General features: G+C 48.3%; 15 protein-coding genes and 1 tRNA gene. 4 read left to right on the top strand and 12 right to left on the bottom strand.

The window, feature by feature from the left end; genetic code table 11:
- Positions 1–2: 2 nt before the first annotated feature.
- From RCA23_RS05635 to dctP, 4 genes are all read right to left on the bottom strand, one after another.
- Positions 3–1,364, bottom strand: coding sequence for a TRAP transporter large permease (locus tag RCA23_RS05635; protein ID WP_052377059.1), 1,362 nt, complete (start codon positions 1,362–1,364; stop codon positions 3–5).
- Positions 1,361–1,909 (bottom strand): TRAP transporter small permease, encoded by a 549-nt coding sequence (locus tag RCA23_RS05630; RefSeq protein WP_044049483.1) that lies wholly within the window; start codon positions 1,907–1,909, stop codon positions 1,361–1,363. Before RCA23_RS05630 ends, RCA23_RS05635 begins: the two co-directional genes overlap by 4 nt.
- Before the next feature lie 18 nt (positions 1,910–1,927).
- A complete protein-coding gene (locus RCA23_RS05625; protein ID WP_044049482.1) occupies positions 1,928–2,689 on the bottom strand; it encodes a glutathione S-transferase N-terminal domain-containing protein in 762 nt (253 codons plus the stop codon).
- 79 nt (positions 2,690–2,768) lie between these two features.
- Positions 2,769–3,785, bottom strand: coding sequence for a TRAP transporter substrate-binding protein DctP (dctP, locus tag RCA23_RS05620; RefSeq protein ID WP_044049481.1), 1,017 nt, complete (start codon positions 3,783–3,785; stop codon positions 2,769–2,771).
- 259 nt (positions 3,786–4,044) lie between these two features.
- Between dctP and RCA23_RS05615 the strand changes: the two genes are divergently transcribed.
- Positions 4,045–5,322 carry an alkyl/aryl-sulfatase gene (locus RCA23_RS05615; RefSeq protein ID WP_052377057.1) on the top strand — a complete coding sequence of 426 codons (1,278 nt, stop codon included), beginning with the start codon at positions 4,045–4,047 and terminating at the stop codon, positions 5,320–5,322.
- Positions 5,323–5,339: 17 nt separating this feature from the next.
- Here the strand turns inward: RCA23_RS05615 and RCA23_RS05610 are convergent, their stop codons facing one another.
- The 5 genes from RCA23_RS05610 to RCA23_RS05590 all read right to left on the bottom strand — a co-directional run bounded on the left by RCA23_RS05610 (position 5,340) and on the right by RCA23_RS05590 (position 12,169).
- Entirely contained in the window at positions 5,340–6,140 is an 801-nt protein-coding gene (locus tag RCA23_RS05610; RefSeq protein ID WP_347721376.1) for a siderophore-interacting protein, read from the bottom strand.
- Between the two features lie 32 nt (positions 6,141–6,172).
- A complete protein-coding gene (locus tag RCA23_RS05605; protein WP_044049480.1) occupies positions 6,173–7,069 on the bottom strand; it encodes an MBL fold metallo-hydrolase in 897 nt (298 codons plus the stop codon).
- Positions 7,070–7,074: 5 nt separating this feature from the next.
- Complete coding sequence (locus tag RCA23_RS05600) at positions 7,075–8,658, bottom strand: sulfatase family protein (protein ID WP_044049479.1); 1,584 nt, start codon at positions 8,656–8,658, stop codon at positions 7,075–7,077.
- An 11-nt stretch (positions 8,659–8,669) separates the two neighbouring features.
- Positions 8,670–11,021, bottom strand: coding sequence for a TRAP transporter permease (locus tag RCA23_RS05595; protein ID WP_044049478.1), 2,352 nt, complete (start codon positions 11,019–11,021; stop codon positions 8,670–8,672).
- 92 nt (positions 11,022–11,113) lie between these two features.
- On the bottom strand, positions 11,114–12,169 hold the full coding sequence (locus tag RCA23_RS05590; RefSeq protein ID WP_044049477.1) for a TAXI family TRAP transporter solute-binding subunit: 1,056 nt from the start codon (positions 12,167–12,169) through the stop codon (positions 11,114–11,116).
- A gap of 539 nt (positions 12,170–12,708) precedes the next feature.
- On the opposite strand from RCA23_RS05590, the gene RCA23_RS05580 reads away from it, so the two are divergent.
- Both RCA23_RS05580 and RCA23_RS05575 read left to right on the top strand, forming a co-directional pair.
- Positions 12,709–13,104 (top strand): DUF2924 domain-containing protein, encoded by a 396-nt coding sequence (locus RCA23_RS05580; protein ID WP_044049475.1) that lies wholly within the window; start codon positions 12,709–12,711, stop codon positions 13,102–13,104.
- Complete coding sequence (locus tag RCA23_RS05575) at positions 13,101–14,705, top strand: recombinase family protein (RefSeq protein ID WP_044049474.1); 1,605 nt, start codon at positions 13,101–13,103, stop codon at positions 14,703–14,705. The genes RCA23_RS05580 and RCA23_RS05575 overlap by 4 nt, the downstream gene beginning before the upstream one ends.
- A gap of 1,042 nt (positions 14,706–15,747) precedes the next feature.
- Here RCA23_RS05575 and RCA23_RS15950 read toward each other — a convergent pair.
- A complete protein-coding gene (locus RCA23_RS15950; protein ID WP_052377055.1) occupies positions 15,748–17,742 on the bottom strand; it encodes a tetratricopeptide repeat protein in 1,995 nt (664 codons plus the stop codon).
- Between the two features lie 64 nt (positions 17,743–17,806).
- Here RCA23_RS15950 and RCA23_RS05560 point away from each other — a divergent pair, with 64 nt between their 5' ends.
- Positions 17,807–21,040, top strand: a complete 3,234-nt coding sequence (locus RCA23_RS05560; protein ID WP_169701344.1) for a hypothetical protein — start codon at positions 17,807–17,809, stop codon at positions 21,038–21,040.
- 653 nt (positions 21,041–21,693) lie between these two features.
- On the opposite strand, the gene RCA23_RS05555 is transcribed toward RCA23_RS05560, so the two are convergent.
- Entirely contained in the window at positions 21,694–22,860 is a 1,167-nt protein-coding gene (locus RCA23_RS05555; RefSeq protein WP_044049471.1) for a DUF6538 domain-containing protein, read from the bottom strand.
- Between the two features lie 100 nt (positions 22,861–22,960).
- Positions 22,961–23,050, bottom strand: a tRNA-Ser gene (locus RCA23_RS05550).
- Between the last annotated feature and the right edge of the window lie 151 nt (positions 23,051–23,201).

Below are 23,201 nucleotides of genomic sequence, written 5' to 3'. Positions count from 1 at the left end.
GATCATCCACCAACGACGGCTTGTGGCAAATACAAAGCAATTTGCGGGAACAAAATTAATAATCCGATCATTGCTGCCATTGCGAACCAAAAGGGCCAAATGCCGCGGAAAATCGTGCTCATGGGCACATCTCTTGCAATGGATTTGACGATGAACACATTGATCCCGACTGGCGGGCTGATCATGCCCATTTCCAGTACAATGACCAGGATAATGCCAAACCAGATCAGATCCCAATCTAGTGCTACGGCGATAGGAATGACTACGGGGACGGTTAATACTAACATTGCTATTGCTTCTAAAAACATACCAAGAAACATGTAAATCAGGACAATAATCAGCAGAATACCAATGTTGCCGATGGGTAGGGAAGTCAATATTGTAACCAATTGTGCAGGAAGTTCTGTCAATGACATGAAAGGAATGAAAACAAATGCACCAATGATTATTAGAAAAACCGTGGCAGTTGCATTCATAGTTTCAAGGATTACCGCCTTGGAGGCTTGCCAGCCAAGTGACTGACGGTATGCTGCGACAACAAAAGTTAGAAATGCCCCAATAGATGATGCTTCGACTGGTGTGAAGAACCCAGTGTACATGCCACCAATGGTAATCAACACGACACCGACGATTGGAAGTGCCCGCCAAAGTGATGTGACCCGTTCAGGACGGCCAAATCGTTTTGCACGCGGCCCCGCAGTGGGGTTCCTAATAACAACACAATATATTGCGCCAATAAAGAGAAGTGTCAGAATAATTCCCGGGAACACACCAGCCATAAATAATCGCCCAATGGATTGTTCGGTTAATACAGCATAAATGATCATGCCACCTGAGGGTGGAATCAAAAACCCAAGTGTGCCCCCCGCTGCAACTGAACCTGTTGCAAGACTGTCCGCATATTTATACTTTTTCATTTCAGGTAGTGCGACCCGCCCCATGGTGACAGCAGAAGCTAAAGATGATCCTGAAAGTGCTGCAAATCCCGCACAGGCTGCGATCGTAGCTGATGCCAAGCCACCGCGCAGATGGCCCATCCAACGATAGGCGGCAGAGAATAAATCTTTTGACATGCCAGACACACCGGCTAGGTTTCCCATCAAAACGAACATGGGTATTACCAACAGGTTGTAATTTGAGGCAGCCTCAAATGTTTCTCCTGCTAAGTTTGAATAGGCGACTTTAAGTCCACGTGACCAAGCTTGATCTTCGGCCATACCTACAGCCATGAATTTATATGCATTGGCAATGATCGTGCCGATAAACCCCACGCTTAGCATTGACAGGGCTACGGGCATTCGTAGGGCCAGTAAAATGAAAAGTGAGAGTAAGCCTAGAATGCCTATGAGAGTTAAACTTATCACAAAAGTTTTTCTCCAATTTGTAGCTGATTTACTTTTTGTGACTGTAGAATTTGCCAAATATCTAGTACTAAAACGAGAGCGTAAATTAGAATTGAAACTGAAAGAAGGTAATAAAATGGTTCGAATGAAATTAGTAATTGTTGTGTCGTCTCGCCAAATTTACTTGCCATTCCACCAGCATGCCAAAGCCGCCATCCCATAAATCCAAGCATTGAAGCGCCCAAACTCTTAATAAAAATCATGGACCATTTAGCAAATAGAGCTGACATACTTGGTTCTAGAATTTCAATTTCTACGTGAGCACCAGTCCGTGCCCCTAGTGGGATCGAAAGCGCTACCATTGTAACGAGTGCTAGAAGAAGTAAATCTTCTGCGCCTGTTATGGGTGCGTTCATTGCTTTACGCATAATGAGCACATTCCAGACTGAAAAGCCTGTCATAAACGTAAGGGTGGCTCCACCACAGATCAACGCAGTCCACTTAAGGAAATGATCAAGTGCTGATATTGATATCAACATCATCCTTGAAAAAAGTGTGTCACTCATTGTGTTATTTCCAGATCTTTATACTTCAGCAAAGTCTGGGCACCATTTCAAAACACCCTCTTTATAGCTATCTTTTTCGCAAAAGGTTTCTGCCCAACGCGTAATATTTGGAAATTTTTCAAACGAGTATCCGCAGCCCTTCAAAACAAAATGTAGGGGTATCCATGAGATGTCAGCCAGAGTGTATTGATGTCCCATAATCCAGGTTCGGCCTTCTAGGGTTTGTTCCAGTTTAAAGAAAGACGTATCCAAAATCGCCTTGGCCTTGTCCAGATCGCTAGTTTCAAAACTCTTGTCACCGGCATGTTTGGAGTGAAATGCCTTTAATTCTTGATTTTTTTGCAAATCATCGTATTTCGCCTGCTCTTTTGCTGTTTTCTTTAATTTTGGAGCCATCTTCATGGCATACACGTAAGGCTTGCAGCCTGGGACATGGATAGCTGCAGCAAGATGCAGCCATTCCATCATCTCCACATTGTTTTTTGCTCGCAACGATGGTTCTGAATAGGTTTCATCAAGGTAATCTATTATGTCATTTGACTCGATATGAACAACGCCGTTGTCAATTAAAGTTGGCACCAGGCCGTTCGGGTTTATGCCAAAATATTCATCAGAAATATTTTCTTTTTTCTTCAAGTCTAGGTGATGGCTTTCCCAAGCCAGTCCTTTTTCAATAAGTGTCATTCTTACGCGCATCGAGCAGTTAGAAATAGCACCGTGGTACAAGTGCAGTCCTGTGAAGGTTTCAACAGTCTTGTTTTTGGGTGTTATGACGGCCATATGACGTGTTCCTTATTTTCGATTTAAGTAATCAATCAAAGCGCGCTATAAAGCTGTTTTATGTGCGCGCTTCAAATATTTATTTATTTAGCGCTTCATATATCGTTTGCGCATTCTGGATGCCGCGATCTGCGTAATCCGAATAGATAGCTTCCATACCGGCTGCCGCAGCGGCTTCCATCTTAGCGCGTTCCCTATCAGAGGTTACAATCCATTCAACGTTGAGTTCGCCTGCGGCAATTTTCTCATCCTTCCACTTCAGCGCTACTTCATCTGCATCATGAAACGCCTGCACCAATTGCATAGAAAAGGGCATGCCAGATATCTCATCAATAATTTTCTGGTGTTTTGCACTCAGGCTTTCGTAGCGTTCCTTGTTCATAACGTAGAAGACAGGATTAAATGTGGCAGGTGTATTTACAACTGCATAATTAGCCACTTCATCAAGGTTCCAAGGCGGCATGATGTTGTTGATTGATGAGATTGCTGCGTCGATTGTTCCAGTTGATAACGCGGTGTAATGCTCGGTTGGATCTAACTGTACCGGCACTGCTCCCATTCCCTGTAGGACAGGCGTTGTTATGGCCGCCCAAGGAACAATTTTGGCGCCCCTCATGCCTTCTATCGTTGAGACGTCTTTTGTGGCAATGATCATGCCTCCAGCTGGGTTGCCAACGGCTAAAACTTTCACATCGGACCATTCATCTGCCATGTATTTGTCGAAAACTGTCCACATGCGCCTAGTTGAGTCGGGGCCGTCAAGTGCTTTACCAGGTAGTATTGCAAGCATCGTCTTTGGGAAGAGCGTAGGGGTCGAAGCTGCGATCCCAAACGTGATATCCGCCACTCCCTCTACAGCGCGTTTATATTGCTGGGTAGGTCCTGCGCCCAGTTGCCCCGCGGCATACACTTTTAATGTTAATTCGCCATTAGAGCGGGAAGTAAGCTCGTTCTCAAACCAAGCCAGCGCACCTGTGATTGTTTCATGGCTTGGTGGAACAAAAGTTGCTACACTCAGCTCCTCTCCTGATACGGCATTTGCGGAAATGCTAAGTGATCCAGCAAGAATAGCTGCTAGTTTAAACCTCAAATTCATAGTTTCCTCGCTCAGTTAGATCCAAATCTTGACTAGAACCAGATAGATTAGGATCCCAAATTTTTAAATGGAATCAAAAATCCACATATTTAGCCCTATAATGTACCATAGTTACAACAATTGGGATCCTATATCAAGATTTTTTCTCTTAAATCAGCCGAAATTCACAAAAGTACTTGATTTTGGGATCCCATAATTGCTTAATTTTACAAAACAGGCCTGTTTCTGCATAACCCTAAAAATACAAGGACACCGTTACATGCACCCAGAACTCAAAGCTCATCCCGAGTATTTCAAAAAAGAAGTCGTGCAATTGGCAGATAACGTCTATCAAGCTTTCGGGTTTGCTGCTTCAAACGTTTATATGATCATCGGTGATGATGGTTTGATCATTGTTGATACGTCTGAGACAACGGTCGCGGCTGAAAATATTTTGGCCGAGTTCCGCAAGATTACCGATCTACCAATCAAAACGATCATCCTTACGCATTCACACCGTGATCATGTTTCAGGTGCCAGTATTTTTGCAAAAGGGGGTAATCCGGAGATCCTCGCGAGCACAGGTTTCTCGGAAGACTCGCTCTTTGTTGCATCCAATCATCCACAGCCAGTAAAGGCTATGCAGGTCCGAACAAAACGTCAGTTCGGTATTGGATTATCGTATCCCAATGAGATCATTGGCATCGGGGTCGGTCCAGGCGCGCGTCCACTGAAAGGAATGGGGGCGGGGGCTTTACCGCCTACGCGACGCATCGGGGATGAAGGTGAAAAGTTAAGCGTTCACGGTATTGATCTGGAGCTTGTACACGCACCTGGCGAAACCCCTGACCACATTGTTGTTTGGTATGCAGATAAGAAAGTGTTGATATGTGGCGATAATTTCTATCGCTCTTTTCCAAACCTTTATCCCCCACGCGGAACTGCCTATCGGGATTTTGATTCTTGGGCGGATACAATGGATTTACTTATGGGTTTTGGATCAGAGGTGCTTGGTCCGGGTCACACAAAAGCGGTTTTTGGTGCGGAGAAAATCAAGAGTGATTTGACAGATTACCGTGACGCAATCCGTCATATTGTCGATGAAACCCGCAATGGTATGGACGCGGGACTGACAATTGACGAACTCGCGCATAAAGTGAAATTGCCAGATCATTTGGCCGAAAAACCTCATCTGCGGGAGTATTATGGCCGTGTTGATTTTTCTGTGCGTGCCTATTTTGTCGGAACCATGGGTTGGTTTGACGGCAATCCGACCTCGCTATCGCCGTTATCACCTAAAGATGAAGCGATGCGTTTCATTGACTTGGCAGGTGGCAACGCCGCTGTCTTAGGTTCTGCCCAAAAGGCGCTGAAAGATGGTGATTTCCAGTGGGCGCTACAGCTTTTGGATCGCCTGCTAAATGTGGATTATGAGGTTGCCAATGCGAAGCAACTAAAAGCAGAGGCACTTCGCGCGCACGCCGTTGCGCAAATCAACTGCCCGACACGCCACTACTATATTCAATATGCGAAAGAACTGGAACAAGGCGACATCTAAAAACTCCAGAGCGGGGGTCAATCAGCCCCGCCTCGCTTGGCTTTTTGATGCTGGTCTTCGATCAAACCGATTTTCCAATAACCTGAAATATAGGTGTCCTCGCGGGGCACCTGTTTTTCGTTTATCAGGAAGTCTCGCAAGGACCGGATGACGGCCGACTCGCCTGCAATACATGTTTTTACGCGGCCCTGTGGCCATTCAATAGCTTTGATCAAGTCTTCCTGGCGCGTAGATGCTTTGTGGGGATCAGAATGCACCAACCAATGTATCTTTATGCCTGCCGGTGCGTCGATTTCTTGTCGATCTAATGCCGAAGTGATCTCAAATATCGCGACACCTTTTGAATCACGTGGCATGGCCTCCAATGCAACTGCTGCGACCGGAATGGCCGAAGGATCAGCTGCAACAAGATACCAATCCGCATCAAAATCTATAAACTTTGGTTCACTTGGACCAGCGAAACCCAGAAAACCTCCAGCCCTGACAGAACTTGCCCAACGTGATGCAGGGCCTTCATCGCCATGTGCAACAAAATCGATGCTTAATTCATGCGTAAAGGCATCAAACTTGCGTACCGTGTAAGTGCGTCTAACGGGCGGTGGACCACTGCTCAGACGCTCGACAAAATGCTCTTTAGTTTCGCCATTTTCGGGGATCATCAGCTTGCAATTTCCGCCGTCGCGCCCGCTCGGGAAACCATCAAGCTCAGGGCCAGCAAACACAACACGGATCATATTGGGCGTTAGACGCCACACATCTTTGACCACTAAAACGCGTGGCATAGGGCGTTCTGTGCGTTTGCGCGCGGCTTGAGCCACTTTTGAAGTCAAAGTCATATGATTTTCCTAAATCAAAACTGATCGAGATCGTTGGCTATTGAAACCTGACCCGAAAAAACTTGAGAAATTCGCGCTGTAAAGTCAGGCGCAGTTTCTGGCGTGATACTATCAAGCGGAATATGAACGGCGACCACGTGCGCAACTCCCGCGCGGGCCGCGAGGTCGCCCAATTGCTCTGGGCTCAGGTGGTGACTATGAAGGTGCTGACCCATCATCGTGATGCGCTCTGACGTCATGTGAGGATTCTTCTCCTGAAGCTGCGCTATGATTTGCTCTGCAAGCATCATTTCACCCACAAGCAGTTGCGCGCCTTTGGCGAGATTCTCAACCATGCGACACGGCCCCGTGTCGCCTGTGTAAACTATAGAGCGATCAGGCGCGTCAAAACGTAAAGAAAGTGAGATAGGCCCCTTCATTCCCAGTTCTGTTTCGGCACGATAATGCGTGTTTTCGCAGCATGAAACGCGAATATTATCGATTTCAAACGTGTCGCCTGGAGCGATTTCCTCAACCTGAACAAAATTTCGCGGATGTGGAAGTGACTGACCAACGACGCCAAAGCCAATGGCTTGCGGAATATCACAGGCCATCGCGAGACCCTCAACGATTTGACGCGTGCCCGGTGGACCATAGATCGTGATCGGCTGTTTGCGTTGCAGCATCATATTGATCCCGAGGCAGGTAAACAGACTGCCAATATGATCAAAATGATGATGCGAAAGGATGACCTTATCAATGCGACGAAAGTCGATCCCAGCACGCATCAACTGTTGCATCGCGCCTTCGCCGCAATCAATCAAGATCACGCGATCGCCATACGTAATTGCATGAGAAGGTGCAGCGCGATGAAGCTTTGGGACAGGGCCACCAGCGGTTCCGAGCGTGATAAAAGTTGTATCAAATGGCATTTCATTTAAGCCTGAGCCGTGGGGAGAGGTACGCGATCGACCGCAGCAATCTCCAACTCCGCTAAGCGCTCTACTAATCGCGCTTTCACGTCTTGATGTTTAGCGCTGCACCAAAGATTGACCATTTCGCCAGGGTCGTTTGAGAGGTCAAAAAGCTCGTTAGGACACTTGCCAAGATACATTGAGAGACGCCAGTTTTCATAAACAATTGAATGAACGCGGGGGCGAGGCCCAAAGGCTTCTTGCGTGCGTTGCGTTTCATATTGAATATGTGCGGCTTCCCTGCCCGCGCCACCAGCAGCGGCTAGAACGACGCCTTGCATTCCTATCGATTTTTCGACCTTCGCATGCTCAAGGATGGTGGTTCCAATATCAAGTGTTTGGGCTAAGTCGTCTGTACGAGTGCCGCTGTCGCCTTTCGGATCCGCCCAAATGAATGGAACGTGCGTGAGGCTGTCGTATTGCTCCGCTCCTTTGAACAAAAGGCGATGTTCGCCCAAATGATCGCCATGATCGGACGTATATATTTGCACAGTATTTTCCGAGACGCCTGCATCTGCCGCCGCCGCGCGCACGCGGCCAACCGCATCGTCAATCATCGAGATCATTCCGCAAGTCAGTGCGCGCGCCTCCAACGCCTCCTGTTTGGAGACAGCCACCGAATAGCCTTCCATTTGACCCAGGTTTGGATCTTTGGCACGGTCACGTTCGGCTACTTTTATGTACTCGGGCGGATCCCAGTCATCAGCTTCATATGCGGCAGGCACGACCATATCTTCGGGCTTGTACATGTCCCAATATTTTCCAGGCGGGGTAAACGGATGGTGCGGATCAGGGAAGGAAACCATCAGCAGGAAGGGCTTATTGTTATTACGCCTCGCTTCGAGCCACTCAACCGCACGATTTGCGATATAGGTCGTGGAATAATGTTCTTCTGGAACTTTCGTACGGATCGCTTGAGGAACGGTGAAATCGTGATCGAATTGTTTGTCACGCCCACGCAGAGCCAAAGTTTCAGGTGCGTTCTTCTTGACCCATTCGAGATGACTTCCGCCTGTGTTGAAGCCATGCCGCATAACTGCGAAGTATTCTTTGAAACCATAAAACGGTATTGGGACTTTAGGGTCGGGTTTATCCCAGTACGCCTGACGCTCGTACTGATAAGTGTCGTTATCAAGGTCCGAGCGGGTCGCGACATTCAGATCGTCGGGTGGCGCTGTAAAACCTTCCCGATGCTTGGTTGGTTCGATCTGTATGTCAAAATCGGATACGTTTTGTAGATGGCTTTTGCCAATCAAGCAAGTGTCATAGCCAGCATTCGCAAGAAGTTCAACAAATGTCACACTGTCATGATTAAGAGGAATTCCAAGCGAGCGTGTTCCATGGCTTGATGGCATACGGCAGGTCATAAGGCTTGCGCGGTTTGGCATACAAACTGGAGAAGCAACGTAGAACCGGTCGTGGCTCACGCCCTCAGCTGCCATTGCATCAATATTTGGTGTGCGCAGAACCGGATGGCCGTTACAGCCCAGGTGATCGTAACGCTGTTGATCCGTGATGAAGAGGATATAGCTCGAACGTTCGCTCATTGTTATAGCTCCTATGTTGTTGGTAGTTCATCACGGCTGCGCAGCGTATGCCATGCCACCAGAACAAACCCCCCGGCTAATGCCAGACCATAGATTTCGGTCGGACGCGCTAGGATCAGAACTGCAATTATGAGGCGCGTGCAGATCATTATCGGTTTCAGCGCTTTGCGGTCAAACCCTGCAAGGGCGCTGGACACCAAATAAAGGGCCACGGCGATGCGAAGCATCAGCAATGCCAACCAGCCAAAATTGAGGGAGCCATCGTAGCCCGCTATGAATAACCCATTGTTTGGATCGATCACAGCCTTGTCGATCAGCAATAATTCTGGGTAGAGCGCGAAAACGAAGGGAATGGTGAACATAACGATACCAGATCGCACTGCCGAAAAACCAGTTTTCATCGGATCTGCCTTTGTGATACTCGCTGCTGCAAACGCAGCCAATGCGACGGGCGGCGTGATAGCTGAGGCAACTGCGAAGTAAAAGATGAACATATGCGCCGTGAACGTCGCAAGTCCTAGGCCCACAAGCATCGGACCCATCAGCAACGCAACGTTAATGTAGGCTGGCACCGCTGGCATTCCCATGCCGAGTAGGACTGCCAAAAGCATTGTCAAAAATAATGCGAACAGTTGGAAACCAGCAGAGTTGGCGGAAACATCAAAGGAATTGAGGAAACCAAGCACATCAACGGCCACAAATTTAGCAAGGCCTGTGAAGTTCAAGCATACATCGATCACAGTGACAGCGACGAACATTAAGAACAATGTGGAGATCGTCACGCCCGCTTGCGACAGACCATCAAAGATCTTCATCGGTTTGGCACGGAAGGATTTGTCGACGAACATCAGGATAAGTAGGAGGAACACCGCCCACCATCCCGCCGCGCTTGCATCACCCGCCGCGTTTTGGCACAGCTCGATGATCCAAGGCAAGGATGTGATCTCGCACGTCCCGTTTCTTTGATCAACAACTGCGCCCAGCATGATAGAATACCAGCTGCATCCGACAGCGTCTTTGGGAGTAAGCAGAAGTATCAGAACCAACAAAACAGGACCAAAGATTTGCATCAAATGAAGGCGATCCTCACCTGTTAGTTTCATGTCTTCAGTTAATTCTCCGACTGCTTCGATTTTTTGCTTACGCGCTTGAAACATGACAGAGAGGAACAAGCAGAAGAAGTAGAAGAGTGCGGGCAAAGTTGCGGCAATGATAATCTCGCGATAAGGCACACCAGTCAAAGCTGCCATGATGAAAGCAGCAACGCCCATGATCGGCGGCATAATTGCACCGCCGGAAGAGGCGGCAGCTTCTACGCCGCCTGAAAAGACTTTGGAGAAGCCCCGCTTGAGCATCATTGGGATCGTCAAAACGCCCGTGGACAAGACGTTCACAACTGGGCCGCCCGTGATCGTTCCAAACATCGCGGAAGACACGACGGCCGCATGGGCTGGGCCACCGCGCAAGTTGCGGGTTGCAGCAAAGGCGAGCTTGATCAAAGATTGGCCACCCGCGCATTTGCCGAAAAGAGCACCTAGAATGACATATGGGAACACGAGAACAAGCAGGACATTGATGAAACGACCGAGCAGGCCAGAAGATTGATTGACCAAGGCATCTTGGAACAACCCATGGCTAGATCCAAGGCTCCTGACATCTTCACTGCTTAAAATCGTCACTAAGTACTTGTTTTGGTCCTCTGGCCCAAAAAAATACCAGTTAAGAATTGTAAAGAAAGTATAAGCGGCTATCAGGATTGAGACTAGGACGAGCGGCAATCCCCAGACTTTAATATTGTAGCCAAGGAAAACAGCAACGGCGCTGAACATGATTAAGATCAACCAGCTACCTGTTGTGGTCGCGCACCCCGGATCATCGGCTGTGTCAGGCACGGGCAACCCATAAAGCTCAGCGAAGTCAATTTCTGCCTGTAATGCCTTGGCGACCAGGCGTTCACGGTCTCCGGTAAATTTATCGATCAGGCACACGGATTCGATCTCGACTAAGTATGTTAGCGAAATTGCTGCAGCGGCTACTACAAGCGCTGCATCCATAAAAAGTCCAAAACGGCGGACAGTTGCACTTTTGTTTGCCCAACTACGCCACATAGACTTTTTCAATGCAACAACCAGCATCATCCAGAAGAAGGTGATCGGGAACAACCACTCGGTCGGGAAGCGCCGTATTCTGAAAAACTCGTTTCCCGTGAGATCCTTCCATAGATTGTCCCAACCCGGAATAGCAGGTGTCACGTTTATGAGACCAAGCAGAACAAGCAGAAGTGCCAAAATGTAGATTAGTCGATCTACAAACACAGGTTTTTGAAATGCTATTATGGAATTTGTAGAGTTTTGATCTGACATGACGAAAGCAACCTTTTACCCACTGGAGCAGGGAAATTGAAAAGGAGGGCACATGCGTTACGCCCCCCCCCTAACTGAAAGTGTTCACCAGATTAAGGCTTGGAACAGTCAGGTAGCGTGTGTCCAGCTTCTTCCCAAGCACGTACCGCGCCAGGGTGGAATTTCACAATGTTCGCTCCACAAAGACCGTTGGCTTTTTCGGAAACATCACCAAAGTTGAGCGTCGCCATGAATGGAGCCATCGCTTTGATCTCATCTAAATTCTCGATGTGCGACTTTGTGAGTTGGTAGGCCAGCTCTTCGTCCATGCTTTTGTTAACAAGATCCCCACCAGGCACAGCTTTGCCGCGGAACATGTCATCCTCAGACACAATGGTCCAACCTTCACCCATCGCCGCTTTGATGTCTGCAAGCGGCACAACGAAAGGCGTTGAGCCAGGCTTGTTCAAGAACTTCTGCGTTGCCGGCGCTTCGAACAATTCCTTGGGCATGGAGTGCATTGTCATTGAACCCGCAGCGGAAGCTTGAGTCACCCGCGGTCCAGGGAACATTGCAGGGATTACAGCAGCATCAACAGTGCCGTCGATAATCGCCGATGGCATCTGACTCCAGTTTACTGTCACCGTATCGTAATCGTCTTCTGGCTTCAGGCCGGTGAAAAGCTGGATCAAGCTACGTGAGTTCAAAGCGGCAGTACCACGTGGTGGCCCGTTCAAAACCTTCATGCCCTTAAGGTCATCCCAACCAGAAATTCCTTTTGAATCATATGCATAAAGCGTGAATATTGAGAATGTGTAAGGATAAAGCATAGCAATGCTATGACCAAGCTCCTTAGCCGCGTCTTTTTCCAAATTGGAATATGGACCAGCTGCTTTCGCCATCAAGAACGGTAGAATGAAAGGTCCGCTGGCAAGGTCAATTTTACCTTCTGCGAGGGCCATTATGTATTTGGTTCCGGTTTGTCCGTCTTTCATTTGAATATTGGCGATGCCGCGCTCTGCTGCGTTCTCAACGAGCGACGTCGCGGATAGCGCACCGGCAGTGCCCGCGCCAGCAGCGTTGGATGTCAAGTTAACTTGCGCGAAACTCGCGCTTGCACTTAGCGCGAACGTCATGGCGCTGGCCGTTTTGAATATAGTCTTGAGCATTGTGTCCTCCCTTAGCTCTAAACATTGCGGCAAATCTGTTGCTACCGCTGCGCAATCAATCTCTAGATGACAAAGTGGGCTGCAGTTTTCCTGTCTAACTCACTACCAGACACTCCCAAAAATGCGGACCTTTAGATTCGCAATTCGTTTGAGTCCAGTCTTCTGAGCCCCAATACATTATTTCGGGATCCTTAAGTCAAGAAATTTTAAAAATAAACATAAATTTTACTGATTTTATTTCATTTTGGGATCCCAAAATGAAATTTTCATCTATTCTGTGGATGTGTGCTGCCCCTCAGAACAATGAGAGGTGCTAGGAGACGATTTAAAACTCGCATCGGGTTGCTAGCGCAGCCTAATTTTACGCCTCCAATTTCTGGCGCCAAGGTACTCGCAGACGCATCCATTTCAGCATCGGCAGCCTAACCTTTGACAGCTCCTCTTCGGACTGGACTTTTGTTTTGCCGTAAGCCTGTGTGTTGATGTGCCCGAATGCCCTCGGGCTTTGCTCAGTGAGCAAAGTCAAAGGGAATAAGGACATGGGAATTGATATAGCTGCATTGGACACAGCGGGCCGCGATGAACTTTTGGAGCACTGGCGATCTTTGATTGGAAGGCCGCCGCCCAAGCATATCAGCCGCAGCCTGCTGATCCAGATAATAGCTTTTGAACTGCAATCAAAGCAACACAGGGGCTTCTCCAAAAGGCTGAGCCAGCGCCTCAAACGCGCAGCGCTGCGCGATGTTATGCGCCCCGCCTTTAAGCCCGGTAGCAGCTTTGTGCGCGAGTATCGCGGGAAGACCCATGTTGTTGAGGTGGGAGAGGATGGCTGCTTTGCTTGGAACGCGCAGCGCTTCAAGTCCCTGTCTCATACGGCCCGCGCTATTACCGGCTATAACGTATCGGGCTTTAAGTTCTTTGGAGTGAAGCCATGAACGGGCTGGGGCGGCCAAGCGTGCGCGCAGTTGTCTATACCCGCAAAAGCTCAGAGGAAGGCTTGGATCAAGAGTTCAATTCCCTTGATGCTCAATATGAAGCCTGCACCGCCTATATAGCCTCACAACGCCATGAAGGCTGGAAGCTGGTCAAACAACGCTTTGATGATGGTGGTGTCTCAGGCGGGACCATGGACCGCCCTGCCCTCAAGGCTCTATTGGATGAGGTTGATAAAGGCCTCATAGATATGATCGTGGTCTATAAGATAGATCGCCTTACAAGATCACTGTCAGACTTCGCCCGCCTTATAGAGCGACTGGAGAAAGCTGGCTGCTCCTTTGTATCAGTCACCCAATCCTTCAATACCTCCAGCTCCATGGGAAGGTTAACCCTGAATGTCTTATTATCCTTCGCTCAGTTTGAGCGTGAAGTCACAGCTGAACGTATCCGCGATAAAATAGCGGCTTCTAAAAAGAAGGGCATGTGGATGGGCGGCATGGTTCCGTGGGGCTACCAGGTTCATTCAGACCCCAAAGTTCAATCTTTGGAACCGCACCCCCAAAACGCGCCAGATATCCAACGCGTCTTTGATCTTTATGAGGAGTTGGGGTGTTTGAGCAAACTCAAGCGGGAAGTCGATCAGCTTTGGCCTAACCGCAGCTACAGCCGCGGCCGTCTTCATAATATTCTGCGCAACCCCATCTACATTGGAAAGGTCAGGCATAAGTCCGATGTCTATGATGGCCTCCATGAGGCCATCATAGCGCAGGAACAATTTGATCGGGTGCAACAGCAGATGCAGCTGAAGTCTGTGATCAAGCGCGGCACCCATCACTCCCGCGGCCCCTCTGCCTTTTTGATTGGTAAGGTCTTTGATGAGACAGGGGATAGGTTAACACCCTCCAAAACCCGCAAAAACGGGCGTTCCATCCGGTATTACTACTCCAACCGCTTAATTACCAAAGGCGCTGATCCAACAGGCTGGCGGCTTAGGGCCGATATGATGGAGGAGGCTCTTCAGGACATGGTAAAGCAACGGTTAGGGCGAAGACTACACAGGATGCAGATTGCACCTCTGATGAAGCCTCATGACGTAAATAGAGCTATTCAGGCGTTAGAACGGTTGAGTATCGATCAAGTGCTCAGGTTGATTGCGCGTGTAGATTTGAGCAATTCTGTCCTGGCGATTCAAATCGATCACGAGGCCTTGGTAAATCATCTCGGTATAAACACAGATGATCTCGATCATGATTATCTCAGTTTTGAACAACCGGTGGCATTCCAAAGACGCTGTAATGGCACCAAGATGGTTTGGGCCAGCTATAAGAGCGAGCCCAACCACGCATTAATCCGCGCTATCGTGCAATCGCGCAGCTGGGTGGAAAAACTAAAGGCTGGCAAGAGCGTTTCAGACATCACAGCGTCAGAGGGCATTTCTGAGGGGCGGTTGTGGAAGCGTATTCGCCTGGCCTTTCTCTCACCCAAGCTCGTTACTGCCATATTGGATGGCACCACCAATCAGGAGCTAACAATAAACAAGCTATCAGGCAAGGATATCCCCCTCAATTGGGAGGAGCAGAAGGCACAGTTTCTCTGTTAAATTCCCTGTTAATCGGAATTAAGTTCCCTGTTATTTTTAGCACCCACGCCCAAAACCCCAATGGAACATGGGGATTTATCAAACCTGCAATTTAAAAACAAAAATATTCCCTGTTAATTTCCCTGTTAATTCCAAAAAACAGGGAAAACCCACCCTCGACAAATGAGCTTCTGAGTAAAGGCCGAAGATCAGCCTATATCTCAGCCTCACACAAAGCATCACGCAAAGCGCGCGCTTTTAGATCTCTGAAACAACGCAAAAAATCAGGGCATTTTGGGGAGCTGTGCCAGCTGCAAAAGCAGGTGGCGGACAGACAGGGTGTTCATCTCCTGTTGCATCCACCAGTAATCAGCTAACTCTATGTAATCACTGGATACAGCATACCTCAGTTCACTGCAATAAGGCGCATATTGGTCAGTAATCTGGTCAGTAATGCAGACCCCCCCTGCATGTGCCACCCCACCCCCTAGGGATACCGTACATAGCTCTGACCTGCGATTGGGTTCTGGGTATCGTCAACCAGCAGCATCAGCCTGTTTCAATGATACTTGACGGTTTCATCTGTGCGGTAGGGTGTGGGCTGTATGTATGCCTCTGCTACTTCGTAGGATGCTTATGCATGATGCCTGCTGTTGCTACCCTGTATCCTAGGAAATCGTTACAGTAGCATCAGAGGGCCTCTGCATGGGCCATAGGTGGCTATGGGGTAAGTATACATGGCCTCTGCCAGTGATTAGCCCTGTGAGTTTGTAAACTACTATTGGTTCAGTTTCGGGTAAGATGACCGTGATTGAAGTCCTTAGGGGGACAAAGTGCTATAGTAATATATAGGAACCTGTCCCTTTAACGGTGTCACTCCCCCGAAACTTCAGGCTCTGGCCCGTAGAGATACTCCAGCTTTAACTCTGTGATAGCACCTTCACCCCAGCCTGTTGCTAGATGGGTTAGTACTTCTGCTTCAGTCCACGGGGTGTAGATGCTGGCTGTAGGGCTGCCTGAGTAATCCTTGGGGAGGTAAAGGTGACGGTGGGGGGTTGCAAGATCAGATACCAATTAACCTGACTGCAACCTGTTTTGTAAAAAATGAAATCGCTAGCACTTCATATGTACAGTTATTATTCAGACAAAACTCGTTGAGAGCCTTATATTCATCCTGCTCCCAATTTTCGTTAACTATGAACTCGTCAAAAATTAGTATGGTGTGTTTATCAATCACTGGCTTTGAAAAGTTTAGTGCGCAGATCGTTGAAGAATAAAGGTCAGCATCAAAGTTGATTATTGAAGCCATTGGGCGTGGTTGAGAGAAAAACCCGGTTAGGGTATCTTCAAACTTACCAACAATGAACTCTCCACCTGCGATTTGAGGTATATTTCCATCGCTAGAATAAGTACCCGCTTTTTTGTCATGCCAGTCTTCTGGAATGCCTTCAAAAGTGTCGAATCCATAACCCTTTTTAAAAGTATTAATCAGATATTGGAACGCCTCACCCCGCCAAACACCGTATTCATAGAATGGCCTGTCTTGCTGACTCTGTTCGACCATGCGATCAAATAATGCCCATCTATGGAAATATAATTCAGGCAGAACAGGTAACTCAAACACCCATGCCAAAGAACGCATATATGGATGATTTTTTAAAGAAGACCGCATCAGAGCATCAAACCCTGATTCATCACCTTCATAGTATTGCAGCGCAGTTAATGTAATCTTAGCTTTTCGATGTTTTGGATCAGCCGATAAACATTTTTCAACCCAATTTTTGGAATCTGATATGGATTCTGCCAAACCTGATAAATTCCAAAATACCTCAGCATGATCAGGCTTGATAGCTAGAGCTTTGTTGTAAGCCTCTATCGCTTCTTCCAGCTTACCTTGCTCTTTGAGAGCATTGCCCATGTTGTTGTAGGCATCAGCATAATCAGGTCTGATGGCCAGTGCCTTGTTGTAAGCCTCTATCGCCTCTTCCAGCTTACCTTGCTCTTTCAGAGCATTGCCCATGTTAAAATAGGCATCAGCATAATCAGGCTTGATGGCTAGGGCTTTGTTGTAAGCCTCCATCGCCTCTTCCAGCTTACCTTGCTCTTTGAGAGCATTGCCCATGTTGTTGTAGGCCTCAGCATGATCAGGCTTGATAGCTAGAGCTTTGTTGTACGCCTCTATGGCCTCTTCCAGCTTACCTCGGTCTTGGAGAGTAATTCCCATGTTGTTGTAGGCCTCAGAATAATCAGGTTTGATGGTTACAGCTTCTTTGTAAGCTTCGATGGATTGATCAAGTTGTCCTAGGCCTTTCAGTACCGCCCCTTGTATGTTTAACAAGATGGCTGACTGTGGGAATTGCTGAACTAAGGTTTCAGCCTGCTTGAGCGCCTGCTGAAGTTGCCCTTGGCTGTAGAGGTTAACCAATGATTGCAGTTGATCCTGTCGAGGATCTTGAACTTTGGATGCTTTCCCAACCGGTCTACCCGCTAACCCCTTCAGCCCATCTCTGGCTCTCTTGTTCTTGGGGAACTTAGCCAGAATGTCGTGATAGATAAGCTCAGCATTCTCAGGAGAGCCTTCTTTTGCTTTCGTCTTCGCCAGCTTGAGAGCTTGATCCAGTTTGAGAGTATTTAAGATATTGGGCTGCTTAGGCTGTGGTTCTGCGGGTATCTGATTGGCTTCTAGAGGCCCTTGGCCGGCTTCATTTAAACGTTTCTCAAGCTGATCAAAACCATCACCCTTAACGCCTTTACTTTTGGCTTGATCAAACACAGCCTTTGCATCAGCTAACTTGTCTAACTTGATTGAAGTATCAATGTAACTGAGCCAAAACTGGGCCGTGGCTGGATTAGCCTCCAGCGCCGTCTTAAAGAACGGGAGTGCTTGTTCAACTTTACCAACACCAACAGCGAGTACACCCATATTATGATTGGCATCAGGGTGTTTAGGCTGGGCTTTTAGAATAGCTGTGTAAAGGCGGTCTGCCTCTTGAACCTGCCCTGCTCTATGAGCCTCAACACCCTTCTGTAAAGCCTGATCAATCGTAAGTTCTGCCACTGCTATTCCACCGTTTTTATAATCTCATTCTGAGATAAATACGTGTTGGTACTTCTTCGTTTCCATGTTTAGATTTTCTAACCAAGTTTGGAGAGGGATGCAAATGGGCGAAGTAGTGACACTCCTGACGTCTGCCTCTGGGCATTCCCTTGTTAAAAGCTTCACTGGCCAAGAATTATCCCCACAGCCCTTTTCCACTGGCAAACTGTTCAATGTATCTGAAGAGCCAGTATCAGATCTTCAAAGCCTGTCCGCATTGCTGCAAAGACTTGAGAATGATCCCAAGCATACGGTCATCAGAGGGTCACTGACGGACGGTAAAAACAGCCCAGTGCCTCGCAAAATGGAATACTTCACAGCAATACCTCGCCAGTGGTGCATGATCGACATCGATAGCCTTGCTTGGGATGGTGATGTTTCTGATCAACAAGAAATGGTGTCTTATGCAATCCAGCAGCTTCCTGTTGAGTTCCAAGCTGCTGACTGCTGGTATCATTTTTCATCCAGCATGGGCATCAAAGCTGGGATTAATGTGCATCTGTGGTTCTGGTTGGAACGCACGTGTTCTGACAATGAACTGAAGGCGTGGCTGTCTGGCGGTCCTGTCGACATGCGGATGTTCAATCCAATCCAAATCCACCTGACGGCTAACCCTCTATTTAGCGATGGTGCTGTTGATCCTTATCCAAACAGGTCTGGCTTGTTTAAAGCTGGCACTGGAATATCAACCGTAACAGTGCCATCTGATTTAGCTTTCAGGAGTGCTGTCGCTTCAAGGTCGTCAAAGCAAAGAACAAGTGGCAAATCAGGACTGCTTGATCCTGCCGATATTATCCGTGATCCAGATACTGGTCTTGCCGTCGATGGCAGGGAACAACTTATGTTCTTACTGTCCACCCAGGTCATGCAGCAGTTGGTCACCCTAGAACACACTCCAAGCGAAGAAGAGGTGACCGCTGCCCTCTGGGACCGTTTCTGTGAAGAAGCAGATATAAGCGTGGTGTCTGCCCGTGGCCCTTGGACAGTTGCTGATGCTGCAACAAAGGCCAGAGCAAGGTTGCATGAACTTAATAACGGTACGTATGACTTTGTATCTCGCTCAGACAGAACGATACTTGTTGCAGGTGCAGGTAAGGTGGCACGCCCGAAGCTTGTCGGAGCCGTGGAAGCACAATCAAAACTCAATACCATTCTAGGCGGCTTCTTCGAGGACTTGGCTAGGGGTGCTAGCCCAAGGGCTGCTGTTCGCCTGACTATGGGAACAGGTAAAACCAAACAAACAATAGCCGAACTAAAAAAGTATCTGACAGATAAGTTCCAGCAGACCATAGAAGTCTACGTCCCCCGACATGATCTAGCTGACGAATGGGAAGAAAGCTTAGAAGGCATCAATGCCAGGGTCATTCACGTTTATCCCCGTACAGGCGGTAAATGGGACGAAGAGCAGAACTCATACCCGCATCCTATAATGTGTCAGCGGGCAGAGTATGTCAGGGATTTGGAAGAGAAGGGTCACAGCATCTATGGCAATGCCTGTCTAAGCCGTACCTCAGGAGAGCAATGCAGCTTCTTTGGCAATTGTAGCTATTTGGATCAGTTCAGGCAATCGGGCAATGATCTGGGCGTTGAGAATACGATCCGTATTTACACTCATGCGTCCTTGTTTCTGAGCAGGAATGAATTTGAACGCCAAGCAGAGCCTGATCTGGTAATAATAGATGAGGCGTTTATGTCCTCTGCCGTTAGCAATATGCCATCCATGCCAGTGGGTGATGTGACACAGCATATTCGTTTGGAAGGCCTTCCCAGTTTAGGCTTTGATCTGGTGGAGTGCCTAACCAAACATCAAGGTGATCTATCCTACCTACGGGACAAAGACATTGGAGCCTTTGAGTTCAACGCCGTGTCGGTTGAAGGGCTAAATCCAGCTACCCCCTTCAGTGCTGGGACGACGCAAAGCCGCAATGTGAGATCCGCCAAGCAATATAAGGCTCTGACCAAATTACTTGAGATCGCAGCACGGGAGGTTGAGGACCAGGGTAGAGACAGCTTTGGGCAGTTGATTCACGACAATAGAAAAACCCGAAACAACAACCGCAAGAACGATATTGTGATCTGTGAGCATAAGCCCATTCGAGTGCCACGGTCTACGCCAGTGCTTTACTTGGATGCTACGGCTGACCCCATAATCACAGAAGCGTATCTACCAGCCCTGCAATATCATCAGATTGATGTTCACCAATTAGCTGTGGTCAGTCAGGTACATGATCGCACTGGTAGTAAAAACTTCTGGAACAGCAAGATCGGACCAGAGCAAGAGAACCTGTCAGAACCAACCTATGATGCTCGCCACAATGACTTAGCCAGCTTAATCACAATCCTAAACGCATGGGTGAAGGCAGGAGAAAGCCCTCTAATAGTAGGAAACAAAGATTTATGTGAGTTCCTGCGAGAGCACCCTAAGCTTGATACAGGTGTAGCTGTGGCACACTTTATGTCCTTACGTGGTTCCAATGCCTATGCGGATAGATCAGTTGTATTTATTACGGGCCGCAACCAGCCACCAATCGATGAGATCGAACAACAAGCGAGGTCAGTCTATGGTAACTCAGGCAATCCACTAAGCTATGATGATAAAGAGAACCTACCCTTAGATCAGGTTGAATATTGGCTGTCTGCACGTAGCCCTCAATCTCCAGCAGCTATGACAGTTCCATCATTTAGTGATCCCCGCATTAAAGCAGTTCAAAAGCAAATCAGGGAGGCTGAGACTGTACAGGCAATTGCTCGGTTGAGGTTAGTTTGGGCTGATTATCAGAAGCGAGTATTCTTGCTATCGAACCTGCCTGTCGAGATGCCAGTAGATCACCTGATTGAGTTTAACGACTTGATGCCTGACAGGCTGGAAATGGAACTGATCAGAACAGGTGACCTACCTCTTACACCATTAGGGTTGGAGAAGATGCAGGACAACTTGGGTCTATCCAAAGGGGCAGCTAAGAAGTTGTTTCAGCGTTCCAAAGCTTCTGATCCCAAGCGGCTATTAACTCAACTGCCCGCACTCGTCCGAACAGCCACCCAGATAGCCACCTTTGACGCCAAGGTTAAACGCACCAGCACCCACCAGCATCTATTCCTCCCGAAGGATTACTCAGGCAGTCCTACCACCAGCATCTACACCCCTTGGTCTGAGGCAGAAGTACTGGCGCATCTAACCACAGGCTGGGGTGAAGGTGCTATCAGTAATCTAAAGCTGGAGTATCTCTACGGGCCAGAGCCTGAAGTTTCGGGGGAGTGACACCGTTAAAGGGACAGGTTCCTATATATTACTATAGCACTTTGTCCCCCTAAGGACTTCAATCACGGTCATCTTACCCGAAACTGAACCAATAGTAGTTTACAAACTCACAGGGCTAATCACTGGCAGAGGCCATATATACTTACCCCGCACACCCCCTGTGGCCCATGCAGAGGCCCTCTGATGCTACTGTAACGATTTCCTAGGATACTGGGTAACAACTGAAGGCTTCATGCATAAGCATCCTACGAAGTAGCAGAGGCATACATACAGCCCACACCCTACCGCACAGATGAAACCGTCAAGTATCATTGAAACAGGCTGATGCTGCTGGTTGACGATACCCAGAACCCAATCGCAGGTCAGAGCTATGTACGGTATCCCTAGGGGGTGGGGTGGCACATGCAGGGGGGGTCTGCATTACTGACCAGATTACTGACCAATATGCGCCTTATTGCAGTGAACTGAGGTATGCTGTATCCAGTGATTACATAGAGTTAGCTGATTACTGGTGGATGCAACAGGAGATGAACACCCTGTCTGTCCGCCATCACCGCCTTACTAGCAGTGGCATATCCCCGATAAGCATCAGTTATAACTCAGTTCTTCTGGCCCGGCGCTTGTAATGCCGCACGTGAGTACTGACCAAATTGCTATTTGGCCTTCTCTAGCCAATCCCGCAGCACACTCAGCGGATAGCCTGAACCATACCCCTGCCCTACACCATCAGTCGTCCATCCACCTATTTGGTCAGTGATATCAGAAGGACACTGAACCACCCTTAACCTGTCCCGCATTGAGTGTCTAAAGCTGTGCATCGTGCATCCTGCTGGGACATACTGCTTAAGCCATTTGTTTAGTGCCGCACTGGCAGAGTTAGCCGCTGTGGGTGATGTCCTATTGTACCTTGGGAAAGCAAAGTCTGACCCATTATCTGCCTCTACTATGCGTCTAGCAGCCCACAATGCGTCACCAATAAGTGGAATGTGTCGTTCACTGCTTGATGTCTTCAGGTTACGCCAAGGATGTTTGGTTACACGGACACATGGCAGATCCGTATCAAGCCCTACCAAATCCTCCTTAAGCAGCCCTGCCCCTTCAGCCAAACGCATTCCCGTGTCAGAGATCAAAGCTATCAGCCATCTCATATCATCATCGATTGCATGACACTCAGATTGTACGTTTCTAATAGCCTCAATAGGTATTGGCTTACGAACTAAAACCCCAGCACTGCGATCGTGATAGACTCCAACAAAAGGATTACGAATATCCAAGGCATACTCAGACAGAGCAAAGTTTATGACTGCCTTCAGATACGAAAAATTGCGGGTAATGCTGGAACCTGTAAGTCCACGTGCAACGAGCCAATCCCTGAATTGAAGAGCATCTTGGCGAGTGTAATCTGACAACGACTTGTTACCGCAGAGGCCAATCAGATAGTTACAGGACCGCTCAGCTGCCACACGAAAGGTCTTGGGGCGACCTTTACCCTTCTGCTCAAGATAGACCTCTAAGGCATCTAAAAGGGATGGGCAGTCGATGTTAGGCTGCTTGGGGGCGACTTTTAGACTGCTGGAAGAGCCTTTAACCAACGACAAACCAATCACGTCAGACTTAGCCAATCGCATCTGGCTCCAGTACGCCTCTAGCTTGGCAGCCGTAATACTGGCTTGCACCTTAGCTTTCTGAGGGGATGTAGTACGCAGCCCTTGGACAATACGATGGTAAGAATAGTGATCTCGCAAGTCAGCAGGAACACGTCTGGAGAAGTAATAGTAGCCATTACGGATGAAAGTATGGGGGATAGATTTGGTCAGCAATTTGGTCAGTACTCACGTGCGGCATTACAAGCGCCGGGCCAGAAGAACTGAGTTATAACTGATGCTTATCGGGGATATGCCACTGCTAGTAAGGCGGTGATGGCGGACAGACAGGGATTCGAACCCTGGAGACGGTCTCCCGCCTACACACTTTCCAGGCGTGCGCCTTCGACCACTCGGCCACCTGTCCGTTGGGCGTGGTCTATGAGACTGGCGCGCGGTTTTCAAGAGCCTAAAATAGATTTCCGAGCTCATGATTCAAAAAATCTTATCCTCGGCTCTTGCGCCCATGCGTCAAGCTTTCCAATCAAGGCCGGCACCCTAGGTGACGCCTCATGATG

It is taken from the genome of Planktomarina temperata RCA23 (assembly GCF_000738435.1).
Lineage (GTDB): Bacteria > Pseudomonadota > Alphaproteobacteria > Rhodobacterales > Rhodobacteraceae > Planktomarina > Planktomarina temperata.
The sequence above is the reverse complement of the archived record's forward strand: the minus strand, read 5'-3'. Positions and strand labels throughout refer to the sequence as shown.